The sequence below is a fragment of the Isoptericola sp. MSGPD8_1_ISO-PGPR-S23-394 genome, assembly GCF_058072785.1.
Map to the genome: position 1 here is coordinate 1,475,545 of NZ_CM176517.1, position 21,885 is coordinate 1,497,429.

Genomic DNA, 21,885 nt, shown 5'->3' on the forward strand with positions numbered 1-21,885 from the left:
GGCCGCACCGGCGCGCTGTCGGTGCGGTCTGGCAGTCTGGTCCCGTGCCCTCGACCTCCTCCCGTCCCCGCCCCGCGCGTCGTCCGAAGGCCTCCGCCAGCGCCCGGCCGTGGGACGACCCGACCCTCGCTCCCGTCGTCCTGGTGCGCGGGCCGGAAGGGCTGCTCGCGGAACGCGCGGTCGACGGGGTCGTCGGGCTCGCCCGGGCGCGCGACCCCGAGGTCGAGAAGGTGGAGCTCGAGGCCGCGGCCTACGCGGGCGGGCAGCTCACGGTCGCGGCCAGCCCGTCGCTCTTCGGCGAGGCCAAGGTCGTCGTGGTCCGCGGGGCGGAGGCGTGCACCGAGGATCTCGTCGCCGATCTCGTGGAGTACGTGGCAGCGCCCGACCCGGACGGTGTGGTCGTGGTGGTGCACGGCGGCGGCAACCGCGGCAAGCGCATGCTCGACGCGATCGTCGGCTCGGGGGCCCCTGTCCTGCAGTGCGACGCGATCACGCGCGACGCGGACAAGGTCGCCTTCGTCTCCGGCGAGTTGCGCGCCGCCCGGCGTCGTGCCGAGCCGGCCGCGGTGCGGGCGCTGGTCGACGCGCTGGGCAACGACCTGCGCGAGCTCGCCTCCGCGTGCGCACAGCTCGTGGCCGACACCTCGGGAACCATCGGCGAGGGGACCGTGGACCGGTACTACGGCGGACGGGTGGAGGCGACCGGCTTCAAGGTCGCCGACGCGGCGGTCGCCGGCGACGCCGGCTCGGCCGTGGCTCTCCTGCGGCACGCGCTGGACACCGGCGCCGACCCTGTGCCCGTCGTGGCGGCGCTCGCCCTGCGGCTGCGGACCCTGGCACGGGTCGCGGCGATCCGTGGCGGGTCGACGACGGCGCGCGAGCTCGGCCTGCAGGAGTGGCAGGTCCGCAACGCGAACCGGGACCTGGCCCGCTGGACCCCGGAAGGACTGGCCACGGCGATCACGGCGGTCGCCCAGGCCGACGCCGACGTCAAGGGCGGCGGCCGGGACCCGGTCTACGCCGTCGAGAAGGCGGTCCTGACCATCGCGCGGGCGCGCGCGATGCGCTGACGCCGTCGTCGGCTGCATGCACAGCAAGAGGGCGCCGTCCCCGGTACGGGAACGGCGCCCTCAGGCAGGCTTGCGGTGCGTCAGAGCGCGTCGACGGCCTTCGCGATGGCCGACTTGCGGTTCGCCGCGTTGTTGGCGTGGATGACGCCCTTCGAGACGGCCTTGTCGAGCTTGCGCGTCGCGGTCTGCAGGGCGGCCGTCGCGGCCTCCTTGTCACCGGCAGCGACGGCGGCACGCACCTTGCGCACGTGCGTCTTCAGCTCCGACTTGACGGACTTGTTGCGCAGACGAGCCTTCTCGTTCGTCTTGATGCGCTTGATCTGGGACTTGATGTTGGCCACTGGTGTACTTCCTGGTGTGTTCGCCTGACGGCGAGCGGATAGGTCGTCGAGGGCGGCCACAGCTCCGGGACTGGGGTGGGGAACCCGTGGAGAGGAACAGTGGCTGTGCCCGCCGACCTGGGCGGACACGCAGCGCACCATATTACCAGTCCCGGGCACCTTGCGCCATCGCCGCGGCGACCCGGTCGAAGACGCGGCGATCGATCACCGCGCCCTCGCGGCGCACCGCTCCCGGGTCCACGCGGACGACGCGATCGAGGCGCACCTCGCTCGGTCGACGTCGGGCGTCCCACGGGCCGCTACCGATGTCCAGCCAGTACCGGCCGTGCCGGGCCTGCCGGGATGCGTCGAGATCGTGGTCCTTGCTGGTGAGCTGCAGCCCCAGCAGCCAGGGTCCGTCGCGCCCGACGAGGAGCACCGGCCGGTCCTTGCCGCGCGGGTGGCCCAGGCTCGCGTCCTCCTCGTACGGCACCCACGTCCACACGATCTCGCCCGGGTCGGGTGCGCCGTCGGGGCGCGGGGAGTAGCTGGTGCGCACCGTGCCGCTGAAGTCGCCCGGATAGGCGCCGTCCGGGGGCCGGGCCGGGCCGGCGTCGTGGGGTCGGGTCGTGGTCCCGACCGGGGAGCGTCGTCCTCCCGGCCGGGAACCGAGCGCGGAGCCGAGCACCCGTGATGCGGCGCGCAGCAGTGTGGTCCAACGGGGCGTTCTCACGCGGGCAGCCTAGCCTCGGGTGGTCGTCGTGGTGCCCGACCGAACCGCTATGTCGAGGCCACCATGACCTCGACTCCCGCTGCCGTCAGTGCGTTCCGCAGATCCGCGGGTGGGTCGGCGTCGGTGACCAGGACATCGGCACGGCCGAGCTCCGCGACGGTGGCGAACAGTCGCCGCCCGAACTTCGACGAGTCGGCGAGGACCACGACGCGGTCGGCGCGATCCATCATGTCGCTCATCATCGACGCCTCGGTGACGTTGCTGGTGGAGTAGCCGTCCGTGACGGAGACCGCGCCGACGGCGATGATCGCGAGATCGCAGCGGATGTCGATCTCGGGACCGTCCGCCCACGCGGCGAATCGGACAGGTCCGAACGTGGCCTGCGCGCTGGGGCGGATCGCGCCACCGAGGACATACAGGTCGCGGTAGACGACGGGTGACATCTCTGCCGCGATCCGCAGGTTGTTGGTCGCGACCGTCAGCTCTCGATGCTCGGACAGCGCGCGAGCGAGGGCCAGGGTGGTGGTGCCGGCGTTGATCAGCAGCGCGGCGCCGTCGCGGACCAGGGACGCCGCCTGCCCGCCGATGCGTTCCTTCGCCGCCGTCTGCAGGCGCAGGCGCACGTCGACACCGGTGTCCGGGCGCGGTACCGCATTGGCGCTGACCGCGCCGCCATGGGTACGGACGACGACGCCGTCGGCGTCGAGGGCGTCGAGGTCGCGGCGGATCGTATCGGTCGAGACGTCGAACCGCTCGGCGAGCTGGGCCACGGTGACCTCGCCGGCCTGGGCGACGAACTCGGCGAGCTCGGCCTTGCGACCGGCGGGAAGCCGACGTGTGCCGTTTCCGGTTTCTGGCGTTGGGGAAGGAGCCATCCCCCACACTTAGCACACAAGTGCCGTTTTCTGCGACACCTTGCGGCGGCCGCTGCCGCTCGTCTGCGAGGCCGTGCACATATCTGCTCCTAGAACCTCTTGACGTCGCAGGAGTGTCGCAGTAGGTTGAGAAAACACGCATGAGAACGCAGAATGTCGCACGAAGCGGCATCTCGGAAGGAGTTGTCATGAGCAACGGTGCTCAGATCAGACGGACACTGCTGGCCGGACTCGGGGTCTCGGCCCTGGCGGTCGTGGCTGGATGCGGCGGTGGTGGTTCGGAGGTGGGCGAGGACGGGGACGTCGTCCTGGAGTTCTCGCAATGGTGGGAGCCGGAGCTGCCAGACGGCTACTTCCGCGGGCTGATGGACCAGTTCGAGGAGGAGAACCCCGGGATCACCGTCGAGCTGCTCTCGGGCCCGTACGCCTCGACGAAGGAGCAGGTGGTCGCGGGTTCCGCGGCCGGGACCATGTCCGACGTCGTCGGCCTCGACGGGGCCTGGGTCAACGACTTCGCCGGCCAGGGATCCATCGCCGACCTGTCGGCCGTCATGGACGAGGCCGGATACGACACGTCGAACCTCGCCAGCGAGGTCCAGGTTGGCGGCTCGACCTACATGATCCCTGTCGTCAACTTCGTCTACCCCATGTTCACGAACGACGACCTGCTCGCAGAAGCCGGGGTCGACGCGCCGCCGCAGACCCGTGGCGAGTTCGCCGATGCTGCCGAGAGGATCTCCGCACTGGACGAGTCCACGCACGGATGGGTGCTGCCGCTGTCGCTCGAGGCTCCGAACGGCGTCCAGAACGACGTGATGTCGTGGGTCTGGGCGTCCGGAGGTTCGATGCTCTCCGACGGGCAGCCGGCGCTGACCGGCAACCCCGACGTCGCGAGCGGCGCACAGTTCGTCAAGGACCTGTGGGATGCCGGCGTCGTGGCGCCGGGTGCCTACACGATGAAGGAGCAGGACAAGGTCGAGGAGTTCACGAACGGCCGTGTCGGCATGATGGTCGACTCGCTCGCACACGTGAACACCCTGCGCGAGTCCAACCCGGACCTGAGCTTCAGCGTCTCGGCGCTCCCGGCCGAGGACGGTTACGCGGGAGAGCGCGGCATCCCCTACGCCTCGTGGGGCATCGGCATCGCGGAGAACTCGGAGCACAAGGCCGAAGCGTTCAAGCTCATCGAGTTCCTCATGAGCGAGGGGCCCAACGCCGACCTCTCCGAGGCAGCGCACGCCTTCCCGGGCAACACCCAGTCCGTGCCCGACTTCGTCGAGGGTGACGAGGTGTTCGCCACCGCGTTCGAGATCTACCAGGACGGATACCCCGCGAACGAGTTCGTCGGCCTGCCGGTTGCTGAGCAGCTCATGCGGGAGTTCGGTGAGGAGTTCCAGAAGGCGCTCGACGGCCAGCAGACGCTGGACGAGGCGCTCGCCGCGGCCCAGGAGAAGTGGGAGGCGGAGTTCTAGACCCCACGTCGCCCTGCCCACGATCGTGCCGGGTGGTCTGCCCGGCACGATCCCAGCCCAAGGAGAAGTCAGGTGTCAACGACGCTGAGGTCCGCGGCCGCTTCGCCCTCCACGGACGAACCGCAGCGGGAACGGGCGGCGCGCCGCACACCCGCGCACCGGATCCGTCGCACGCTCACCCCTTACGGATTCCTGAGCCCCACCGGGGTCCTGCTCATCATCCTGATGGCCACGCCGATCACCATGGTGATCTGGTACTCGCTCATGGACGGTGTGATCACGAGCGACAACCCGGCGTTCGTCGGGTTCGACAACTACCTGGAGGTCCTCGCCGACCCGGTGTTCTACATCGCGGTGCGGAACACCCTCGTGTTCACCGGCGTGTCCGTCGTCGCCCACTTCATGATCGGGCTCGCCTTCGCGCTGATGCTGAACTCCCCACTGCTCGGCGACCGGACGAAGGGGCTCTTCCGTGCCCTCTACGTCCTGCCGTGGTTGTTCACGGTGGCGATCGTCGCCGTGCTCTGGCGGCTCCTGCTCAACCCGAACGGCGTCGTCAACCATCTCCTCGGATCGGCCGGACTCACCGACGGGCAGACCGAGTGGCTGGCGAACCCGTCGAGCGCCCTGCTCGCCGTCACGTTCATCAACATCTGGGCCGGCTACCCGTTCTTCATGATCAGCCTGTTGGCCGGCCTGCAGGGTATACCACGTGACCTGTACGAGGCGGCGCGCGTCGACGGCGCCGGCGCATGGCAGCAGTTCCGGAACGTCACGATCCCGCAGCTGCGCCCGATCATCATCTCGATGGCGCTGCTCGACCTCATCTGGACCAGCCAGCAGTTCCCGCTGATCTGGATGACCACCGGGGGCGGGCCGATCAACGCCACGGAGGTGCTCTCGACCTTCACCTACAAGCTGGCGTTCACGAGCTACGACTTCTCGCTGGCGTCCGCCGCAGCCGTGCTCGTGCTGCTGCTGTCGATGGTCCTGGCGTTCTTCTACGTCCGGCACCAGAAGGGGAGGGACTGACCATGGTCGCCACGAACGCTCCCGCACTCCGCTCGGCGGTCGACCCGGCTCGGCTGAGGACGCCACCGCCCCGGCGCGGAAGGAAGGCGGCCCTGCTGGTCGCCCTCGTGGCCGGTGCGTGCTTCTCCTCCCTGCCGGTGCTCTGGATGCTCTCCAGCTCCTTCAAGCCGAACCCGGAGATCTTCGCCTCGCCCCCACGGCTCGTGACTGAGTCATTCTCCTTGGACGCCTACGTCACGATCCTCACGGACTCGGTCAAGCTGCGCTTCTTCGCCAACAGCTACATCATCGCGCTGTCCGTGACCGTGTTGACCCTGGCGGTCTCCGTGCTCGCCGCGTATGCCTTCAGCAGGTACGACTTCCGTGGCAAGAAGGCGATCAACGTCGTCATCATCTCCGTGCAGGCCGTGCCCCCGATCACGCTGCTCATCCCGTACTTCGGGCTGGTCGTGGCGCTTCGGCTGTACAACACCTATCCGGGCCTGATCCTCACGTACATGGTTTTCACGTTGCCCTACGCGATCATCATGATGACGGGCTACTTCAATACCTTGCCCCGCGAGCTGGACGAGGCGGTCAAGGTCGACGGAGCAGGTCCGATGACCGCACTGTGGCGCATCCTGGTGCCGATATCCGTCCCGGGTCTGGTCTCCGTGGGCGTCTACACGTTCATGATCGCCTGGAACGAGTTCCTCTTCGCCCTGACGCTCACGCGCACTGAGGACATGCGGACCGTTCCCATCGGAATTCAGCTCCTGATGGGTCAGCACTCGTACGAGTGGAACGAGATGATGGCGATGAGCATCCTCGGCTGCATTCCCGTCCTGGTGCTGTTCCTGCTGTTCCAACGATTCTTCATCGGCGGGATGACGGCTGGCGCCGTCAAGATCTGAAATGAATACCACAAGAGGAAAGGCAACACCATGCTGATCGACGGACGTGCACTGCTCGATGTCGCGAACGAGAACAACTTTGCCGTACCCGCCTTCAACATCAGTGACTGGGCCATGGGCAAGGGCGTCTTCGAGATCTCGGAAGAGCGCCAGTCACCGCTGATCGTGGCGATCCACCCCGACGAGGTCGCGCACCTCGGCCATGACCTGCTGCCGGCGCTCGTCCAGCGTGCCCACCGGTCCAGCGTGCCGGTGACGATCCACTGGGACCACGGCGGTACCTACGAGCAGGCGCTCACCGCGATCAAGACGGGCTTCACGTCGGTGATGATCGACGCCTCCATGCTGCCTTTCGAGGAGAACGTCGCCGTGACGCGTCGAGTGGTCGAGTCGGCCCATGCGGTGGGTCTCTCCGTCGAGGGGGAGCTAGGAACCATCGGCAAGCTCGACGAGCAGGCGGAGGAGGGTGTGGCTGTCTCCGAGATCACGTACACGGAACCGGCCGAGGCGGTGGAGTTCGTCGAGCGCACCGGGGTGGACAGCCTGGCGGTGGCCGTGGGCACCGCGCACGGGCTCTACCCGAAGCACATGAAGCCGGAGCTCAGGCTCGACCTGCTCCAGGAGATCAAGACGGCACTGCCGATCCCGCTCGTGCTGCACGGCGGCTCCGGGAACCCGGACGCCGAGATCGGTCAGGCCGTCAAGCTCGGCATCAACAAGATCAACATCTCCAGCGACATCAAGGTCGTCTACCACGACACGATGCGCACCGTGCTGCAGGATGCCGGCGTGCGTGAGCCCAACGTGATCCAGCCGGCCTGCGTCGCCGCCATGAAGGAGGTCGCCGCGCACAAGATCGACCTGTTCGACGCCGCCGGCAAGGCCTCGCTCTACCGCTGAAGGGACACCGGACCGCCATGAGTGCACGATTCGCCCTGGGTCTCGGCGGCACCGTCGACTACGAGGTCGTCTGGGACGCGAGCGTCTTGGAGAGCCTCGCCGCCGAGCACGGGGTCTTCCTCGCGGACCTGGACACCACGCGAGCCATCGGTGACGAGCGAGACCTCCTGTGCACCCTCCTGGCGTTCGTGCGTGATGGTGTCGGGGGAGAGCGGTTCGTCGCCTCCTCCGACATCATCACCGGGCTCGCGCGGCACCTCGACGTGCGAGTCACCCTGGGTGGCACCTGCGTCCGGGCCGCCATCGCCATGGACGCCGTCGGGATGCCTGCCGTGGTCCACCTCGTGAGCATCGACGACACGGTGCGCCGGTTGCTCCCGGCATCAACGTCGTACGTGTGCAGCGCGCACGAGGACACGCTCGATCCCCACCTCATCGTGCAGTTCGCGCAGGGGGAAAGGGTGCGGCTGCTCGACGGCGAGGTCGTGGCGCCGAGATCGAACCGGATCATCTATGTCAACGACCCGCCGAACCGCGACCTCGTGATCGACGCCGCCTGGGCGGACGAGCTCGCCGCCGCCGACGTGGTGCTGGTGTCCGGCTTCAACGTCATGCAGGACGAAGACCTGCTCGACGACCGGCTCGCTACGGTCCGCGCCGGCCTGGAGCGGGTCCCGGAGCACGGCATCGTCTACTTCGAGGACGCGGGATACCACCTGCCCGAGTTCTCTCGGCGTGTGCGCGACGCGCTCGCCCCCGCTGTCGACGTCTGGGCCATGAACGAGGACGAGCTGGAGTGGTGGCTCGGCCGTGAGATCGACCTGCTCGACGTCGACGAGGTGCGCAAGGCGCTGCAGGACCTGGCGGTCGCCGTTCCGGCACGCGTGCGCGTGGTGCACACGAAGAGCTGGGCGCTGGCTCACGGCCCCGGCGCGGGCCGCTTCCGGGAATCGTTGCGCAGCGGGATCCTCATGGGCGTCACCCGCTACCTCGTCGGGGACAGGTTCTCCGTAGCCGACCTCGAGACGATGCGCTCCCGGCGGTGCGACCCGGTCGCCGTCGCGTTCTCGCAGGACCTGGCCGACGCGGTGCCCGACGTGGTCTGCGAGCCCGGGTACGACGTGTCCGCCTCGCGTCCGACGACGATCGGGCTCGGTGACACGTTCGTCGGGGGCTTCCTCTCGGGGGTGATCGGGGGCGCCGACCCGGGGCACCCGTGACGACCGCCGGGGCTCACACCCCGGTGAACGTCGGGGTGCGGTGGTCCAGGAACGCGTCCACGGCCTCGCGGTGGTCCGCCGTCCGGCCGAGGGCGTCCTGCTCGGTGGCCTCGGCCACCAGCGTCGCGCTGAGCGGACGCGTCGTGGCTGCCGCGACCAGGCGTTTGGAGGCCGCGTGCGCCAGCGGCGGCCCGGCGGCGAGCCGGGCAGCGAGCTCGCGCGCCGTCCTCATGACGTCGCCGGCGGCCACGACCCGGCCTGCGATGCCCCAGGCGACGGCGCTCGCGGTGTCGAAGGTGTCGCCGAGCAGGACGAGCTCGCGAGCGCGAGCGGCGCCCACCGCCCAGGTCAGCGTGGCCGACAGGCCCGTGTCGAACGTCAATCCGACGCCGCCGAACGCCGTGCCGAGGACGGCGTCGTCGGCGAGGACCCGCAGGTCGCACGCCAGCGCGATCCCGAGCCCGGCCCCGACGCACGCGCCGTGCACCGCGGCGACCACGGGTTGGGGCATCGTCGTCAGCGTCTCCGCGAGCGGGTTGTAGTGCCGCTCGACCGTGCGCTGCGCGGCCCAGGCGCCGGAGGCCAGGGACTCCGCGTGCTCGCGCAGGTCCTGACCCACGCAGAACGCCGGTCCCGCACCGGCGAGGACGACGGCACGCACCGCGGGGTCCGCGGCGACGCCGCGGAGCGTGGCGAGCAGCTCCTCCTTGAGCGCCGTGTCGAGCGCGTTGCGCGCCCGGGGTCGGTTCATCGTGACGACGGCGACGGCGCCGTCGTGCTCCACAGTGACGGTGTGCGGCACGGGTCCTCCTCGCTCGGGCGGGATCGTCCCGCCGACGCCCAGCCAAGCAGCGGTGCGGGTCGATCGCGAACGAGACGACGTCTCAGGTGACCTTGCGCGCCCGGGTCACGGGACCACCGGTGACTCGAGGAGGACGTCGAGGGCGGCCCGCTCGCCGACCACCTCGAGGTCGGTCTCCGACGGCGCCAGGCGGTGCCACAGGAGGAGCGCGAGATCGTGGGCGCCGGCCCGCACCGTGGCGTCGGGGGAGGAACCGTCGCCGAGGCTCCACGACCAGCCGACGTCGGTGGCCTCAAGGGCGACAGTCACGGGCAACGGTCCCATCCTGCCCAGCCGCACCTGACGCGGGGTGAACATCCGCACGACCTCGTCCACGTTGTCCGCCCAGACCTCCGCCGGGACCTCGATCGGCGCCTGGTCGGCGACGGCGGCGCCCGACCCGAGCCGGGCGGCCCGCAGGTCGTGCAGGTGGACGAGGGTCTCGTGCATCTGACGTCGCCGCCAGAACGAGGCGGGGCCGTTGCCGAGCAGCGTCCACGACGTCGCGTCCGGGCCGAGGGCTGCCAGGGTGTCCCGGATCTCGGCCGCCTGCTCCGTGTAGAACGGCACCAGGTCGAACTGGCCGCGGCCCAGCGGCGTCTCCTGGGCGCGGCGGGCCTGGCCCGCGGCCCAGTGGTGGATCCGCGCGAGGTGGGTGACGAGGTTCCGCACGCGCCAGCGCCCGCAGGCCGGCACCGGAGCCCGCGGGTCCGCGCCGCCGGCGTCCGCGGCGAAGGCCTGCTGCAGCCCGCCCAGCAGCGCCAGCCGGTCGAGGTCCCTCCCGTCGGTGCGGCGTCCGGAGGCGGGGTCGACGGCGGGTGCGGGCGTGGCCATGACGTCACGCTAGAGCGCGGCAGGGTGGGAGTGAAGGGCCCGGTCTGCCAGGAGCCGTCGAGATGCAGCCCACGGGACCACCGGGGCATGGGAGAATGACCAGGCCCATCACCCTGCCCCGACCCGACGGAGCGAGACGCGTTGCCCATCCCGTCCCCCGCACTCAGCGAGCGCATCCAGCCGAACGCCACCGCGCCCGAGCTCCTGCGCAACTTCTGCATCATCGCGCACATCGACCACGGCAAGTCGACGCTCGCGGACCGCATGCTGCAGCTCACCGGCGTGGTGCAGCCGCGCGACGCCCGAGCGCAGTACCTCGACCGGATGGACATCGAGCGCGAGCGCGGCATCACGATCAAGTCGCAGGCCGTGCGGATGCCGTGGGCCGTCCGTGACGGCGACGGCGACGAGGCGCCGCTGACGCCCTACGCGCTGAACATGATCGACACGCCCGGCCACGTCGACTTCACCTACGAGGTGTCGCGCTCGCTGGCCGCGTGCGAGGGCGCCGTGCTGCTCGTCGACGCCGCCCAGGGCATCGAGGCGCAGACGCTCGCCAACCTGTACCTGGCGATGGAGAACGACCTCGAGATCATCCCGGTCCTCAACAAGATCGACCTGCCGGCGGCGCAGCCGGAGCGGTACGCCGAGGAGATCGCGAACCTCGTCGGCGGTGACCCCGCGGACGTCCTCAAGGTCTCGGGCAAGACCGGCGAGGGCGTCGAGCCGCTGCTGGACCGCATCGTCGAGCGCGTCCCGGCACCCGTGGGCGACCCGGACGCCCCCGCGCGCGCCATGATCTTCGACTCCGTCTACGACACCTACCGCGGTGTGGTGACGTACGTGCGGGCGATCGACGGCGACCTCAACCCGCGCGAGCGCATCCAGATGATGTCCACGCGCGCCACGCACGAGCTGCTCGAGATCGGCGTCATCTCTCCCGAGCCGATCAAGACGAACGGGCTCGGCGTCGGCGAGGTGGGCTACCTCATCACCGGGGTGAAGGACGTCCGTCAGTCCAAGGTGGGCGACACCGTGACGACCGCCAACAAGCCGGCCACCGAGGCCCTGGGCGGGTACGCCGAGCCCAAGCCCATGGTGTTCTCCGGGCTGTACCCGGTCGACGGCTCGGACTACCCGACGCTGCGCGACGCCCTCGACAAGCTCAAGCTCAACGACGCGGCGCTGAACTACGAGCCGGAGACGTCCGTGGCGCTCGGCTTCGGCTTCCGCGTGGGCTTCCTGGGTCTGCTCCACCTGGAGATCGTGCGCGAGCGCCTGGAGCGCGAGTTCGACCTCGACCTCATCTCGACCGCCCCGAACGTCGTCTACGACGTGACGATGGAGGACGGCACCGAGGTCAAGGTGACCAACCCCTCGGAGTTCCCCGGCGGCAAGATCAAGGAGGTCCGCGAGCCCGTGGTCAAGGCCACGGTGCTGGCCCCCAGCGAGTTCGTCGGCACCGTGATGGGTCTGTGCACCGACCGTCGCGGGACCATGCAGGGCATGGACTACCTGTCCGAGGACCGGGTGGAGCTGCGCTACACCCTGCCCCTGGCGGAGATCGTCTTCGACTTCTTCGACGCCCTGAAGTCCCGCACGCGGGGCTACGCCTCCCTGGACTACGAGCCCGTCGGCGACCAGGCCGCGGACCTCGTCAAGGTCGACATCCTGCTGCAGGGCGACCAGGTCGACGCGTTCAGCGCCATCGTGCACCGGGACGCGGCCTACGAGTACGGCGTGAAGATGACCGCCAAGCTCAAGGAGATCATCCCGCGCCAGCAGTTCGAGGTGCCCATCCAGGCCGCCGTCGGCGCCCGGGTCATCGCCCGCGAGACGGTGCGCGCGATCCGCAAGGACGTGCTCGCCAAGTGCTACGGCGGTGACATCTCCCGCAAGCGCAAGCTGCTCGAGAAGCAGAAGGAGGGCAAGAAGCGCATGAAGAACATCGGGTCGGTCGAGGTCCCGAAGGACGCCTTCATCGCCGCCCTGTCCTCCGACGGCGCGGGGGGCAAGGAGACGAAGGACAAGAAGAAGTAGCGTGCCGGCTCTTCCCGACGGCGAGGCCGTCCCGGCGGACGGCGCGCTGCCTTCCTTCGTGTCCGACGGCGCCGCGGCGCGAGCGGGCTTCGGTGTCTACGTCCACGTGCCGTTCTGCTCGGTGCGGTGCGGCTACTGCGACTTCAACACCTACACGGCCTCGGAGCTGGGCGGTGGCGCCTCGCAGGTCGCCTACGCGACGACGGCGCTGCGCGAGGTCGACCTCGCGGCCCGCGTCCTGGACGACGCCGGCCTCGGCGGTCGGCCGGTCTCGACCGTGTTCTTCGGCGGCGGGACGCCGACGATGCTGCCGGCCTCCGACCTCGCCCGGATCCTCGCCGGCGTGCGTGACGCCTGGGGGCTGGTGCCGGACGCCGAGGTCACCACGGAGGCCAACCCCGACTCGGTGACGCCGGAGTCGCTGGCGGTGCTGGCCGAGGCCGGGTTCACGCGCGTGTCCTTCGGGATGCAGTCGGCGGTGCCGCACGTGCTGGCCACGCTGGAGCGCACCCACGACCCGGCGCGCATCCCCGACATCGTGCGCTGGGCGCGCGAGGCCGGCCTCGACGTCTCGCTCGACCTCATCTACGGCACACCGGGGGAGTCGCTCGACGACTGGCGCACCTCGGTCGAGGTCGCGCTGGCCACCGGCGTCGACCACGTCTCGGCGTACGCGTTGGTCGTGGAGGCCGGGACCAAGATGGCCGCGCAGGTCCGCCGCGGCGAGGTCCGCCTGCCGGACGAGGACGACCAGGCCGCCAAGTACGAGGTCGCGGACGACCTGCTCACCGCGGCGGGGCTCGGCTGGTACGAGGTCAGCAACTGGTCACGCGGCGCGGAGCACGCCTGTCGTCACAATCTTGCGTACTGGCGCGGCGACGACTGGTGGGGGATCGGGCCCGGCGCACACTCGTACGTGGGTGCTCGACGGTCCGACGACGACGGCCCGGCCGAGCACGGGCAGGCCGGGGTGCGCTGGTGGAACGTCAAGCACCCGCGGCGCTACGCCGCCCTGCTGGAGTCCGGGGCGTCCCCCGGGGCGGGACGCGAGATCCTCACGGGCGGGGAGGCGCACCTGGAGCAGGTGATGCTCGGTGTCCGGCTGGCCGATGGGCTCGACCTCGAGGTCCTGCACGCGGACGGGCGACGGGCGGTCGCCGGCCTCGTCGCCTCCGGGCTGCTCGACGGCACAGCCGCAGTGAAGGGCCGTGCCGTGCTCACTCGTCGCGGACGGCTGCTCGCGGACGCCGTCGTGCGCGAGCTGACCGTCTGACGGGCTGTCCGGGTGGTGGTCCGGCCGGTGGCCGGACCACCACCCGACGGATCACTTGATGAACGTGATCTTGAACGGGTAGGTGTACCACTCGTCCCGCGAGGCGGCCATCGCCCCGAGGATCCCGAAGACGATCGAGCCGACCCAGGCAGCGAACACCAGGAGCCCGCCGAGGACGCTGATCAGGCCGATGATCGGGATCATCGCCACGATGGTCGACACGATGGGGATGCCGACGTAGGCGATGAGCAGCGTGAGCTGGAAGTTGAGCGCCTCCTTGCCCTGGTGGTCGAGGCGCTGGCTGCGGTCCTTGTAGATCAGCCACACCACGAGCGGCACGATGAAGCAGGTCAGGATGCCGCCGGCGTGGGCGACGATCGACCATGTGCGCTCGTCGGACGGCGGCACGGGCCCGGGCGCCGCGGGCGCCGGGTACGGGGGCTGCGCGGGCTGCTGCTGCGCGGGCTGCTGGGATCCCGGCTGCTGCGGCGTGGGCTCGGCGGGCTGCTGCGGGTCGGGTGTCGTCTCAGTCAACGAGATACTCCGTCGTGTGTCGATATGGGCGAGATGCCGCACGCACGCTACCGCCCGTGAACAAGCCGGGGGAAAGAATTGACGGACACCTGAGGTTTTTCACCCGGTGACCGCGCCGCGCCGGCTGCTCCCTGTCGGCTACTTCACCAGACGCAGGCTGACCGGGTAGCGGTAGGCCTCGTACCGGTTGACCGTCACCGCCGCGATGATCGCCAGGACGAGACCGGCGATCCACGCCGCGACGAGGACGAGCCAACCGATGAGGACGGTCGTCAGGACCCAGCCGACCACCGTGACGATGAGCAGGGTGATCTGGAAGTTCAGCGCCTCCTTGGCCTGGTCGGCGACGAAGGCACTGCGGTCGCGCAGGACGAGCCAGATCACCAGCGGGGCCAGGAACCCCAGGGTGCCGACGCTCATCGCCAGCAGGAGCAACGGTCCGACGTGAGCGAAGATCGCCCACGTGCGCTCGTCGGACTGCGACAGCGGTCGCGGCCCGGTGGGCTGGTCGGGCGGTGGTGGGTACTGGGTCATGCCCTCATCCTCGCAAAGGGGACGCAGCCACGCAGATGTCGGGCCGCGTTCCGGTGGCGCGGGACGACGGGCGGGTTGACAGTGGTGTCGGTCCGCCCCATCCACCAGGAGGAACGATGAGCGAGAACACTCCCACGCCCCCCGGACGGCCGGACGGCGATCCGTACGGCCGTGAGCCGGGCCAGCCGCCGAGCCCCGGGTCACCCCCGCAGGAGCCGTACCGGCCGCAGCCGGGCCAGCAGCCGCCGAGCCCGGGCCCGGCGCCTCAGGAGCCGCACCGGCAGCCGCCGCCCGCGTCCCAGCCCGGTCACTACCAGCAGCCGATCGGTGAGCGGCCGGTGGACGACCGGCCGTTCTACGCGGGTGCCGCGTCGTCAGCGGCCGGTGTGGCGCGAGACGACACCAAGGGCTTCTTCGGTGCGCTGTTCGACTACTCGTTCACGAACTACGTGACGCCGAAGGTCGTCAAGATCATCTACGTGATCGTGACGATCCTCATCGCCTTCTGGTGGCTGGTGGCGTTCATCGCCTCGTTCGTCACCCTGTTCTCCGACCAGTGGTACGTCGGTCTGATCGGCATCCTCTTCGGCTGGATCGTCGCGCTGGTCTACCTGGCGCTGTGGCGCATCGGCCTGGAGTTCGTCCAGGCCATCGTCTCGATCTCGGAGAAGGTCAACCTCTACGCCCGTCGCGACGGGATCATGTGATCAGGCCGTCACGAAGTCGATGAGCTCCTCGACCCGGCCCAGCAGGGCCGGGTCGAGGTCTCGGAAGTCCCGCACGGTCGCCAGGATGCGCTGCCAGGCCCGGCCGACGTCGGCCGGGCCGCCCGCGGGCCAGCCGAGCTCGCGCAGGATGCCGATCTTCCACTCCGTCCCGCGGTCGATCGTCGGCCAGCTCTCCAGGCCGACCCGGCCCGGCTTCACCGCCTGCCACACGTCGACGTAGGGGTGGCCCAGCACGAGCACGGTTCCCTCGGGCGCGCCTCGCAGCGCCTCGGTGGTGAGCCGCTGCTCCTTCGAACCGGGCACCAGGTGGTCGACCAGCACGCCGACCCGACGCTGCGGCGTGGGCGCGAACTCCGCCAGCGCCTCGGCGAGGTTGTCGACCCCGTCGAGCATCTCCACGACCACGCCCTCGATGCGCAGGTCGTCGCCCCAGACCTTCTCGACGAGCTCGGCGTCGTGCTTGCCCTCGACCCAGATCCGCGAGCCACGGGCCACCCGGGCGCGGGTGCCGTGGACGGCGACCGAGCCGGAGGCCGTCCGGGTCGGGGCCGCGGGGGCACGCGAGGTCACGGGGGCGGTGAGCTCGACCGGCCGGCCGTCCACCCAGAAGCCCGGGCCGAGCGGGAACGACCGTGTCCGGCCGCGCCGGTCCTCGAGCACCACCAGGTGCATCCCGCCGGACTTCTCCACGCGGACGACGGCCCCGACCCAGCCGGTCTGCACGTCCTCGACGACCAGCCCGGCCTCGGCGGGACGCGGCTGCGAGGTCGGTCGACGGCGGTGGTGGGCCGACCCGTCCGGGGCGCCGGGCGGACGGTTCGAGGCGAGGACGTCGGGTCCGTAGCGGTCGTGCACGCGGTGAGCGTAGGCGGCGCCGGTGCCGGCGGCGGCGACCGACACCCCGTGTCCGCGAAGTCGTGCCGCCGGTCGTGGAGAAGCACGCCGCCGGTGCTCCCGGACGGCCGGAGGTCCTACGTCGCGGGGCGGCGGTCGGTGCGGGCGACGACGGCCGCCTCCGTGCGCGACGAGACGCCGAGCTTGCGCAGGATCGCCGAGACGTGCACCGACGCGGTCTTGCGCGAGATGTACAGGCGCTCGGCGATCTGGCCGTTGGTCAGTCCGTCGGCCACCAGATCGAGCACCTGCCGCTCGCGGCCGGTGAGCCCGTCGATCCGCGCCGCCGGGGCGCCGGCGGGTGCCTCGCCGGCCGGTCCGCCGCGTCCGCGGGTGCTGCGATCGGTCAGGCCGGCGTCCGCCAGGAGCGCGGCGGCGCGGTCGGTCACGAAGCCGGCGCCGACGGTCCTGCCCGCGTCGACCGCGTCGACGAGCGAGCGCCGGGCAGCGCTCTTGTCCCCGGCCGCGAGGCGGGCCTGCCCGTCCCGCCACAGCGCGTAGGGCCGCAGGTGGGCCGGCGCGCCGTCGTCGGGGCCGTACGCGGCGGCCGCCGCCCACGGTCCGTCGCCGAGCTCGGCGTCGAACACCGCCGCCCACACCGGGTGCGTGGGCCAGAAGGCGACGGCGTCGAGGGCCGCCCGGAACGGGGCGACGTCGATCGCCCGGCCGGCGTCCCGGGCGCGGGCGAGCGCTCGGGCGGCCACGGCGAGCACCGGCAGGGCGTACGCGCCGTGCAGGCGCTCCGGGTCCGTGGCCGGTGCGACGAGGTCCAACGCGTCGGTGAGGTCGTCGCGAGCGAGCGCCAGCTCCGCGAGCGTGCCCCGGACCCTTGAACGCACCTGCATCTCCACGCGCTCGTGACGCAGCCACACCGCGCGGTGCCGGCGGGCCATCGCCTGGGCGGCCTCGGTGCGGCCCCGCCACAGCGTGAGCCACGTCCACCGTTCGGCGAGGTACACCGCATAGGTGCTCGGCTCGACCACCGTCGTGGCGTGCTCGTACCAGGCGTCGGCCTCGTCCCAGCGGCCCAGTCCGATGAGCGCCTCGGTGACGTTGCCCTCGAGCATCGCGAAGCTCACGCGACCGGCCCCTCGGGCGCGCGCCTGGTCGGCGCCCTGCTGGGCGATGCTCCGCGCCTCGGCGAAGCGTCCCAGCTTGAGGCGCGTGTCCGAAGCGTTGGTGAAGTACCGGGACAGCGCGGACCAGTCGTCGCCCGCGAGCCGGCGGGACTCCTCCAGCTCGGCGACGGCGTCCAGCTCGCCGGTGGCGATCCTGGCCAGGGCGCGGGCGTTGACCAGGGCCGAGAGCGTCGAGGTGTCGCCGACGGCCGTCGCGGCCTCGATCCCCGCTGCGGCGGTGCGGATCGCCTCCTCGTACCGGCCCCCGATCATCGCCGTGCGGGCCTGCATCCGCAGCAGCGGGGCGAGCGGGGCGGGGTCGTCCGGTGCGCTCGCGATGGCCTCGTGCAGCAGCGGGAGCCCGGACGGGTCACCCGTGCGCAAGGTGTGCAGGGCCACGACGCCGAGCGTCCCGGCCCGTCCGCCCGGGTCGTCGGCGGGCCACTCGGCGTAGGACTGCCGGGCCAGGGCCAGGGCGCGGTCCAGGCGGGTCGCGTCCTTCTGCGCGTCGGCGACCCGCAGCAGGAGCTCGTGGTGGGTCGTGCCCGTGACGGCCTCGGCGTCCGGCACGACGTCCCACAGGTCCAGGGCGCGCTCGCCGAGCGCCACGGACGTGGACGTGGCGGCGTCGTAGCCGGCGACCAGGGCGGCCCGGACGGCGGACGACAGCGCACGGTCCAGCACCCGGGCGCGCCACCAGTGGTCGGCGATCTCGGCGAGCCGGGGGACGGTGGCGGGGCGTGCCGCGAGCGCCTCCGCGTAGGCGGTGTGCAGACGGCGGCGCTCGGTCGGCAGCAGCTCGTCGTCGATCGCCTCGCGCATCAGGGCGTGCCGGAACCGGTATCCGTCGGGCTCCGCGACCAGGACGAGCGCGTCGACCGCCTCTCGCGCGGCGGGCTCCGCCGCGGTGAGCTCCTCGTCGCCGAGGACGGCCTCCAGGACGTCGTGCGTCGCCCGGGCGCCGGCGGCGGCCACCAGCCGGCAGAACTCCTGCGCGGGCGCCGAGAGCTGGGAGTAGCGCAGCAGCAGCACGTCGCGCAGCGAGTCCGGCATCGACTCGTCGACGCAGCTCGCGAGCTCCTCGACGTAGAACGGGACGCCCTCGGAGCGTTCCACCAGGTCGGCCAGACCGCTCGCGTCGAGCGCCTCCGTGCCGGCGTCGTCGAGCACCGACCGGACGAGCGCGGCGACCTGCCCGGCGTCCAGGCGCGGCACCTCCACGCGGGTGACGAGGCGGGCGCGGTCGAGCTCGCCGACGGTGGTGCGCAACGGGTGACGACGGTCGACGTCGTCGCTGCGATAGGTGGCCACGAGGTACAGGGGGGTGGTGGCGGCTGCGCGGGCGAGCCGGGACACGACCGCGCGGGTGACGTCGTCGGACCAGTGCATGTCCTCGAGGACGACGAGGACGGGACGCTCGCCGGCCAGCGTGGTGAGGAGCTCGGTGAGCACGTCCGGTGCCCGCCCGCCGTCGATGTCGCGGCGGACGTCGACGAGGCCCGGCATGATCACGCCGAGGGCGTCGGCCGCGGGACCGGCCGCGGCGAGCGCGTCGGCACGGCCCAGGGCGGCGACGACGTCGCGCAGCACGCCCTCGACGCCCGCGTACGGCACGGGGCCGGACCCGGAGCCGGCGCACTGGCCGCGGGTCACGAGCACGTCCGGCGGTGCGGTGGCGAGCAGCTCGGTCAAGAGTCGTGTCTTGCCGATCCCGGCCTCGCCGGCCAGCAGCACGGTGCCGCCGGAGCCCTGACGTGCCGCTGCCAGGGCGCCGCGGAGGGTGGCGAGCTGGTCGGTACGGCCGACGAGCGGGGACGGATCGAGGGGCACACGGACATCGTGCCAGGAGGCCGGCTGGTCGTGCTTCTCCGCCGCCGCGCTCGTGCTCACGCCGGACGACGCCGCAGCAGGGCAGGGCGGTGGCGCCGCGCCGTCGGGCGGCCTCTGTCCGGCCGGCCGGACCCCGGCTCCGGCTCCGTGGCCGGGGCGGGCTCGGGCTGCCGGGTGGCGCGGCGCTCGCGGACTTGCCGTGCCTGCTCGACGCGTCGGACCAGCTCCGCCTCGCGCAGCCGGTGCTCGGTGAGGTGTTCGAGGTGCATGGTGGCCTCCCTGGACGGCTCCGACGGGCCCGGGCGGCCCGTCGCGATCCACTCTCGTCCGCTGAGGCAGGCGCGCGGATCGGGCAGGTGCCCGGTTCTCGGGCAGGTCGGGCCGCCGGGGCGTGCCTGAGGTACCTCAGCCACGCGGACGGGCTGCGGTGCTGTCGGCGGGGACGCGTAGGATGGCACTCAGCGATCGAGAGTGCTAAGTCATCGGGAGTGGTCAGTCACCGGGGCGCCGCGGGTGCTCGACGGAGGGAGGCGCAGGAGTGAGCGAGGAACGTCGGCTCGAGGTGCTGCGCGCCATCGTGGAGGACTACGTCACCACGCGCGAGCCCGTGGGCTCGCGCGTGCTGACGGAGCGTCACCGGTTGGGCGTCTCGCCCGCCACCATCCGCAACGACATGGCCGCGCTGGAGGAGGAGGGCTACATCGCCCAGCCGCACACGTCGGCCGGGCGGGTGCCCACCGACGCCGGCTACCGGCTCTTCGTCGACCGGCTCGCCGAGGTGCGTCCGCTGACCGTTCCCCAGAAGCGGGCCATCGAGACGTTCCTGTCCGAGGCGGTGGACCTGGACGACGTCCTCGTCCGTGCCGGGCGACTGATCGCCCAGCTCACCGGACAGGTCGCCGTGGTGCAGTACCCGTCGTTGCGGCGGTCGGGGCTGCGCCACCTGGAGCTCGTGCCGGTGGCCGACGACCGCCTGCTGGTGGTCGTCATCACCGACACCGGCCGGGTCGAGCAGCGGTTCTGCGAGGTGCCCGTGACCAGCGACGGCAGGACGGCGCTCGACGAGGCCACGCTCGCCGAGCTGCGTGCTCGCCTCAACGCCGCCGCGGCCGGCAAACGGCTCGCGGAGCTGCCGGTGGCCCTGACCGCGGTGGTGGAGGCCGTCGGCCCGGCCGTGGCCGGCGTCGCCGGCGTCGTGGCCGACCTGGTCGTGGACACCCTCGGCCAGGAGAGCGAGGAGCGGATCGTCCTGGCGGGCACCGCCAACCTCGCGCGCTCCGAGTCCACGTTCGAGCAGGGGCTGAGCCCCGTCCTCGAGGCGCTCGAGGAACAGGTGATCCTGCTCGGGCTGCTCACCGAGATGTCGACCGACGGCGTCGGGGTGCGCATCGGTCACGAGAACCGCCTCGACGGGCTCACGGAGGCCTCGGTCGTCGTCTCGGACTACGGTTCGGGCGGCGACCCCGTGGCGACCCTGGGCTCGATCGGTCCCACCCGCATGGACTACCCCGGCACGATCGCCTCCGTGCACGCCGTGGCCCGCTACCTCTCCCGCGTGCTGCCGAGCTGAGCCGCGCGGGTCCCCTGACCAGACTGCGTACGTCACCGAAGAGAGAGCTGTGACCGACTACTACGAGATCCTGGGCGTCGAGCGCGATGCCTCGCCCGAGCAGATCAAGAAGGCCTACCGCAAGCTCGCCCGCGAGCTGCACCCGGACGTCGCGGGCGCCGACGGCGAGGAGAAGTTCAAGGACGTCGCCCGCGCCTACGAGGTGCTGTCCAACCGCGAGAAGCGCGAGCAGTACGACCTCGGTGTCGACCCGACCGCCCCGGGCGGGGGAGCGGGCGGCGGCTTCGGCCAGGGCTTCGGCTTCCAGGACATCTTCGAGACGTTCTTCGGCGGCGGCCAGGCCTCCGGCCCGGTGCCCCGCGCCCGGCGTGGGCAGGACGCGCTGGTGCGCATGGACATCGACCTCGTCGAGGCGACGTTCGGTGTCAAGCGCGAGCTGCAGGTCGACACCGCCGTGGTGTGCGGCACCTGCAGCGGCAACGGCTGCCGGCCCGGCACCGACGTGCGCACCTGCGACGTCTGCCACGGCCGCGGCAACGTGCAGCGCGTCGCGCGGTCGTTCCTGGGCCAGGTCATGACGACGGCGCCGTGCGCCGCCTGCCAGGGCTTCGGCACCGTCATCCCCGAGCCCTGCGCGGAGTGCTCCGGCGAGGGCCGCGTGCGCTCGCGGCGCAGCCTCACGGTCAACGTCCCGGCGGGCGTCGACACCGGCACCCGCATCAAGCTGACCTCGCAGGGCGAGGTCGGCCCCGGGGGCGGCCCTGCCGGCGACCTGTACGTCGAGATCCGCGAGAAGGCGCACGACGTGTTCGTGCGTCGCGGCGACGACCTGCACTGCACGCTGCCGGTCCCCATGACGGCGGCGGCGCTCGGCACCGTCCTCGAGCTCGACACCCTCGACGGGCTCGAGGAGATCGACCTGCGCCCGGGGACCCAGCCCGGCCAGATCATCACGCTCAAGGGACTCGGCGTCGGCCACCTGCACGGCAACGGTCGCGGCGACCTCAACATCCACGTCGAGGTGCAGGTGCCCACGGCCCTGGACGACGAGCAGTCCGCGCTGCTGCAGCAGCTCGCGGGCCTGCGCGGCGAGGAGCGCCCCGAGCCGCGCCTCGTCGCGGCGCACCCGGGGGTCTTCTCGCGGCTCAAGGACAAGCTGAGCGGCCGCTGACGT

The 21,885-nt window shown here is 71.6% G+C and carries 21 protein-coding genes; 11 read left to right on the forward strand and 10 right to left on the reverse strand.

The genetic code is table 11. The features are described from left to right. The first annotated feature begins 44 nt into the window (after window positions 1-44). Window positions 45-1,070 (forward strand): DNA polymerase III subunit delta, encoded by a 1,026-nt coding sequence (holA, locus tag AC3RJ8_RS06515; RefSeq protein ID WP_489715098.1) that lies wholly within the window; start codon window positions 45-47, stop codon window positions 1,068-1,070. Between the two features lie 80 nt (window positions 1,071-1,150). On the opposite strand, the gene rpsT is transcribed toward holA, so the two are convergent. From rpsT to AC3RJ8_RS06530, 3 genes are all read right to left on the reverse strand, one after another. Then, complete coding sequence (rpsT, locus tag AC3RJ8_RS06520; protein ID WP_489715099.1) at window positions 1,151-1,411, reverse strand: 30S ribosomal protein S20; 261 nt, start codon at window positions 1,409-1,411, stop codon at window positions 1,151-1,153. Between the two features lie 142 nt (window positions 1,412-1,553). Then, window positions 1,554-2,123, reverse strand: a complete 570-nt coding sequence (locus tag AC3RJ8_RS06525; protein WP_489715100.1) for a type II toxin-antitoxin system PemK/MazF family toxin — start codon at window positions 2,121-2,123, stop codon at window positions 1,554-1,556. A 47-nt stretch (window positions 2,124-2,170) separates the two neighbouring features. Then, window positions 2,171-2,998: a DeoR/GlpR family DNA-binding transcription regulator gene (locus tag AC3RJ8_RS06530; protein WP_489715101.1), complete on the reverse strand. Its 828-nt coding sequence runs from the start codon at window positions 2,996-2,998 to the stop codon at window positions 2,171-2,173. A 188-nt stretch (window positions 2,999-3,186) separates the two neighbouring features. Between AC3RJ8_RS06530 and AC3RJ8_RS06535 the strand changes: the two genes are divergently transcribed. The 5 genes from AC3RJ8_RS06535 to AC3RJ8_RS06555 all read left to right on the forward strand — a co-directional run bounded on the left by AC3RJ8_RS06535 (window position 3,187) and on the right by AC3RJ8_RS06555 (window position 8,515). Continuing rightward, a complete protein-coding gene (locus AC3RJ8_RS06535) occupies window positions 3,187-4,470 on the forward strand; it encodes an ABC transporter substrate-binding protein (protein WP_489715102.1) in 1,284 nt (427 codons plus the stop codon). Between the two features lie 72 nt (window positions 4,471-4,542). Beyond that, a complete protein-coding gene (locus tag AC3RJ8_RS06540; RefSeq protein ID WP_489715103.1) occupies window positions 4,543-5,502 on the forward strand; it encodes a carbohydrate ABC transporter permease in 960 nt (319 codons plus the stop codon). Between the two features lie 2 nt (window positions 5,503-5,504). Next, window positions 5,505-6,395: a carbohydrate ABC transporter permease gene (locus tag AC3RJ8_RS06545; RefSeq protein WP_489715104.1), complete on the forward strand. Its 891-nt coding sequence runs from the start codon at window positions 5,505-5,507 to the stop codon at window positions 6,393-6,395. Window positions 6,396-6,425: 30 nt separating this feature from the next. Beyond that, a complete protein-coding gene (locus AC3RJ8_RS06550) occupies window positions 6,426-7,295 on the forward strand; it encodes a ketose-bisphosphate aldolase (RefSeq protein WP_489715105.1) in 870 nt (289 codons plus the stop codon). Window positions 7,296-7,312: 17 nt separating this feature from the next. Next, window positions 7,313-8,515, forward strand: coding sequence for an ADP-dependent glucokinase/phosphofructokinase (locus AC3RJ8_RS06555; protein ID WP_489715106.1), 1,203 nt, complete (start codon window positions 7,313-7,315; stop codon window positions 8,513-8,515). Window positions 8,516-8,528: 13 nt separating this feature from the next. Here AC3RJ8_RS06555 and AC3RJ8_RS06560 read toward each other — a convergent pair whose 3' ends face one another. Both AC3RJ8_RS06560 and AC3RJ8_RS06565 read right to left on the reverse strand, forming a co-directional pair. Further along, the gene (locus tag AC3RJ8_RS06560) at window positions 8,529-9,317 is read right to left on the reverse strand and encodes an enoyl-CoA hydratase/isomerase family protein (RefSeq protein WP_489715107.1); all 789 of its coding nucleotides are present in this window, start codon (window positions 9,315-9,317) and stop codon (window positions 8,529-8,531) included. A 105-nt stretch (window positions 9,318-9,422) separates the two neighbouring features. Then, window positions 9,423-10,190 (reverse strand): maleylpyruvate isomerase N-terminal domain-containing protein, encoded by a 768-nt coding sequence (locus AC3RJ8_RS06565; protein WP_489715108.1) that lies wholly within the window; start codon window positions 10,188-10,190, stop codon window positions 9,423-9,425. 141 nt (window positions 10,191-10,331) lie between these two features. Between AC3RJ8_RS06565 and lepA the strand changes: the two genes are divergently transcribed. After that, window positions 10,332-12,230: a translation elongation factor 4 gene (gene lepA, locus AC3RJ8_RS06570; protein WP_489715109.1), complete on the forward strand. Its 1,899-nt coding sequence runs from the start codon at window positions 10,332-10,334 to the stop codon at window positions 12,228-12,230. Window position 12,231: 1 nt separating this feature from the next. Further along, window positions 12,232-13,503 (forward strand): radical SAM family heme chaperone HemW, encoded by a 1,272-nt coding sequence (gene hemW, locus AC3RJ8_RS06575; protein WP_489715110.1) that lies wholly within the window; start codon window positions 12,232-12,234, stop codon window positions 13,501-13,503. A 51-nt stretch (window positions 13,504-13,554) separates the two neighbouring features. Here the strand turns inward: hemW and AC3RJ8_RS06580 are convergent, their stop codons facing one another. Both AC3RJ8_RS06580 and AC3RJ8_RS06585 read right to left on the reverse strand, forming a co-directional pair. Continuing rightward, complete coding sequence (locus tag AC3RJ8_RS06580; protein WP_489715111.1) at window positions 13,555-14,037, reverse strand: DUF4870 domain-containing protein; 483 nt, start codon at window positions 14,035-14,037, stop codon at window positions 13,555-13,557. A gap of 138 nt (window positions 14,038-14,175) precedes the next feature. Then, the gene (locus tag AC3RJ8_RS06585) at window positions 14,176-14,571 is read right to left on the reverse strand and encodes a DUF4870 domain-containing protein (protein ID WP_489715112.1); all 396 of its coding nucleotides are present in this window, start codon (window positions 14,569-14,571) and stop codon (window positions 14,176-14,178) included. 116 nt (window positions 14,572-14,687) lie between these two features. Here AC3RJ8_RS06585 and AC3RJ8_RS06590 point away from each other — a divergent pair, with 116 nt between their 5' ends. Next, window positions 14,688-15,278 (forward strand): DUF4282 domain-containing protein, encoded by a 591-nt coding sequence (locus AC3RJ8_RS06590; protein ID WP_489715113.1) that lies wholly within the window; start codon window positions 14,688-14,690, stop codon window positions 15,276-15,278. On the opposite strand, the gene AC3RJ8_RS06595 is transcribed toward AC3RJ8_RS06590, so the two are convergent. The 3 genes from AC3RJ8_RS06595 to AC3RJ8_RS06605 all read right to left on the reverse strand — a co-directional run bounded on the left by AC3RJ8_RS06595 (window position 15,279) and on the right by AC3RJ8_RS06605 (window position 19,410). Continuing rightward, complete coding sequence (locus AC3RJ8_RS06595; protein ID WP_489715114.1) at window positions 15,279-16,154, reverse strand: DUF3097 domain-containing protein; 876 nt, start codon at window positions 16,152-16,154, stop codon at window positions 15,279-15,281. It lies immediately after the preceding gene. Between the two features lie 116 nt (window positions 16,155-16,270). Further along, window positions 16,271-19,201 (reverse strand): helix-turn-helix transcriptional regulator, encoded by a 2,931-nt coding sequence (locus tag AC3RJ8_RS06600; RefSeq protein WP_489715115.1) that lies wholly within the window; start codon window positions 19,199-19,201, stop codon window positions 16,271-16,273. Further along, window positions 19,198-19,410: a hypothetical protein gene (locus AC3RJ8_RS06605; RefSeq protein WP_489715116.1), complete on the reverse strand. Its 213-nt coding sequence runs from the start codon at window positions 19,408-19,410 to the stop codon at window positions 19,198-19,200. The genes AC3RJ8_RS06600 and AC3RJ8_RS06605 overlap by 4 nt, the downstream gene beginning before the upstream one ends. A 269-nt stretch (window positions 19,411-19,679) precedes the next feature. Between AC3RJ8_RS06605 and hrcA the strand changes: the two genes are divergently transcribed. Both hrcA and dnaJ read left to right on the forward strand, forming a co-directional pair. Continuing rightward, window positions 19,680-20,711, forward strand: coding sequence for a heat-inducible transcriptional repressor HrcA (gene hrcA / locus AC3RJ8_RS06610; RefSeq protein WP_489715117.1), 1,032 nt, complete (start codon window positions 19,680-19,682; stop codon window positions 20,709-20,711). A 49-nt stretch (window positions 20,712-20,760) separates the two neighbouring features. Next, window positions 20,761-21,882 carry a molecular chaperone DnaJ gene (gene dnaJ / locus AC3RJ8_RS06615; protein ID WP_489715118.1) on the forward strand — a complete coding sequence of 374 codons (1,122 nt, stop codon included), beginning with the start codon at window positions 20,761-20,763 and terminating at the stop codon, window positions 21,880-21,882. The last annotated feature ends 3 nt before the right edge of the window (window positions 21,883-21,885 follow it).

Excerpts from the sequence above, each read along its gene's own strand:
- AC3RJ8_RS06530 (WP_489715101.1), bottom strand. The coding sequence starts at position 2,998 with ATGGCTCCTTCCCCAACGCCAGAAACCGGAAACGGCACACGTCGGCTT.
- AC3RJ8_RS06535 (WP_489715102.1), top strand. The coding sequence starts at position 3,187 with ATGAGCAACGGTGCTCAGATCAGACGGACACTGCTGGCCGGACTCGGG.
- AC3RJ8_RS06545 (WP_489715104.1), top strand. The coding sequence starts at position 5,505 with ATGGTCGCCACGAACGCTCCCGCACTCCGCTCGGCGGTCGACCCGGCT.
- AC3RJ8_RS06550 (WP_489715105.1), top strand. The coding sequence starts at position 6,426 with ATGCTGATCGACGGACGTGCACTGCTCGATGTCGCGAACGAGAACAAC.
- AC3RJ8_RS06555 (WP_489715106.1), top strand. The coding sequence starts at position 7,313 with ATGAGTGCACGATTCGCCCTGGGTCTCGGCGGCACCGTCGACTACGAG.
- AC3RJ8_RS06565 (WP_489715108.1), bottom strand. The coding sequence starts at position 10,190 with ATGGCCACGCCCGCACCCGCCGTCGACCCCGCCTCCGGACGCCGCACC.
- AC3RJ8_RS06585 (WP_489715112.1), bottom strand. The coding sequence starts at position 14,571 with ATGACCCAGTACCCACCACCGCCCGACCAGCCCACCGGGCCGCGACCG.
- AC3RJ8_RS06590 (WP_489715113.1), top strand. The coding sequence starts at position 14,688 with ATGAGCGAGAACACTCCCACGCCCCCCGGACGGCCGGACGGCGATCCG.
- AC3RJ8_RS06605 (WP_489715116.1), bottom strand. The coding sequence starts at position 19,410 with ATGCACCTCGAACACCTCACCGAGCACCGGCTGCGCGAGGCGGAGCTG.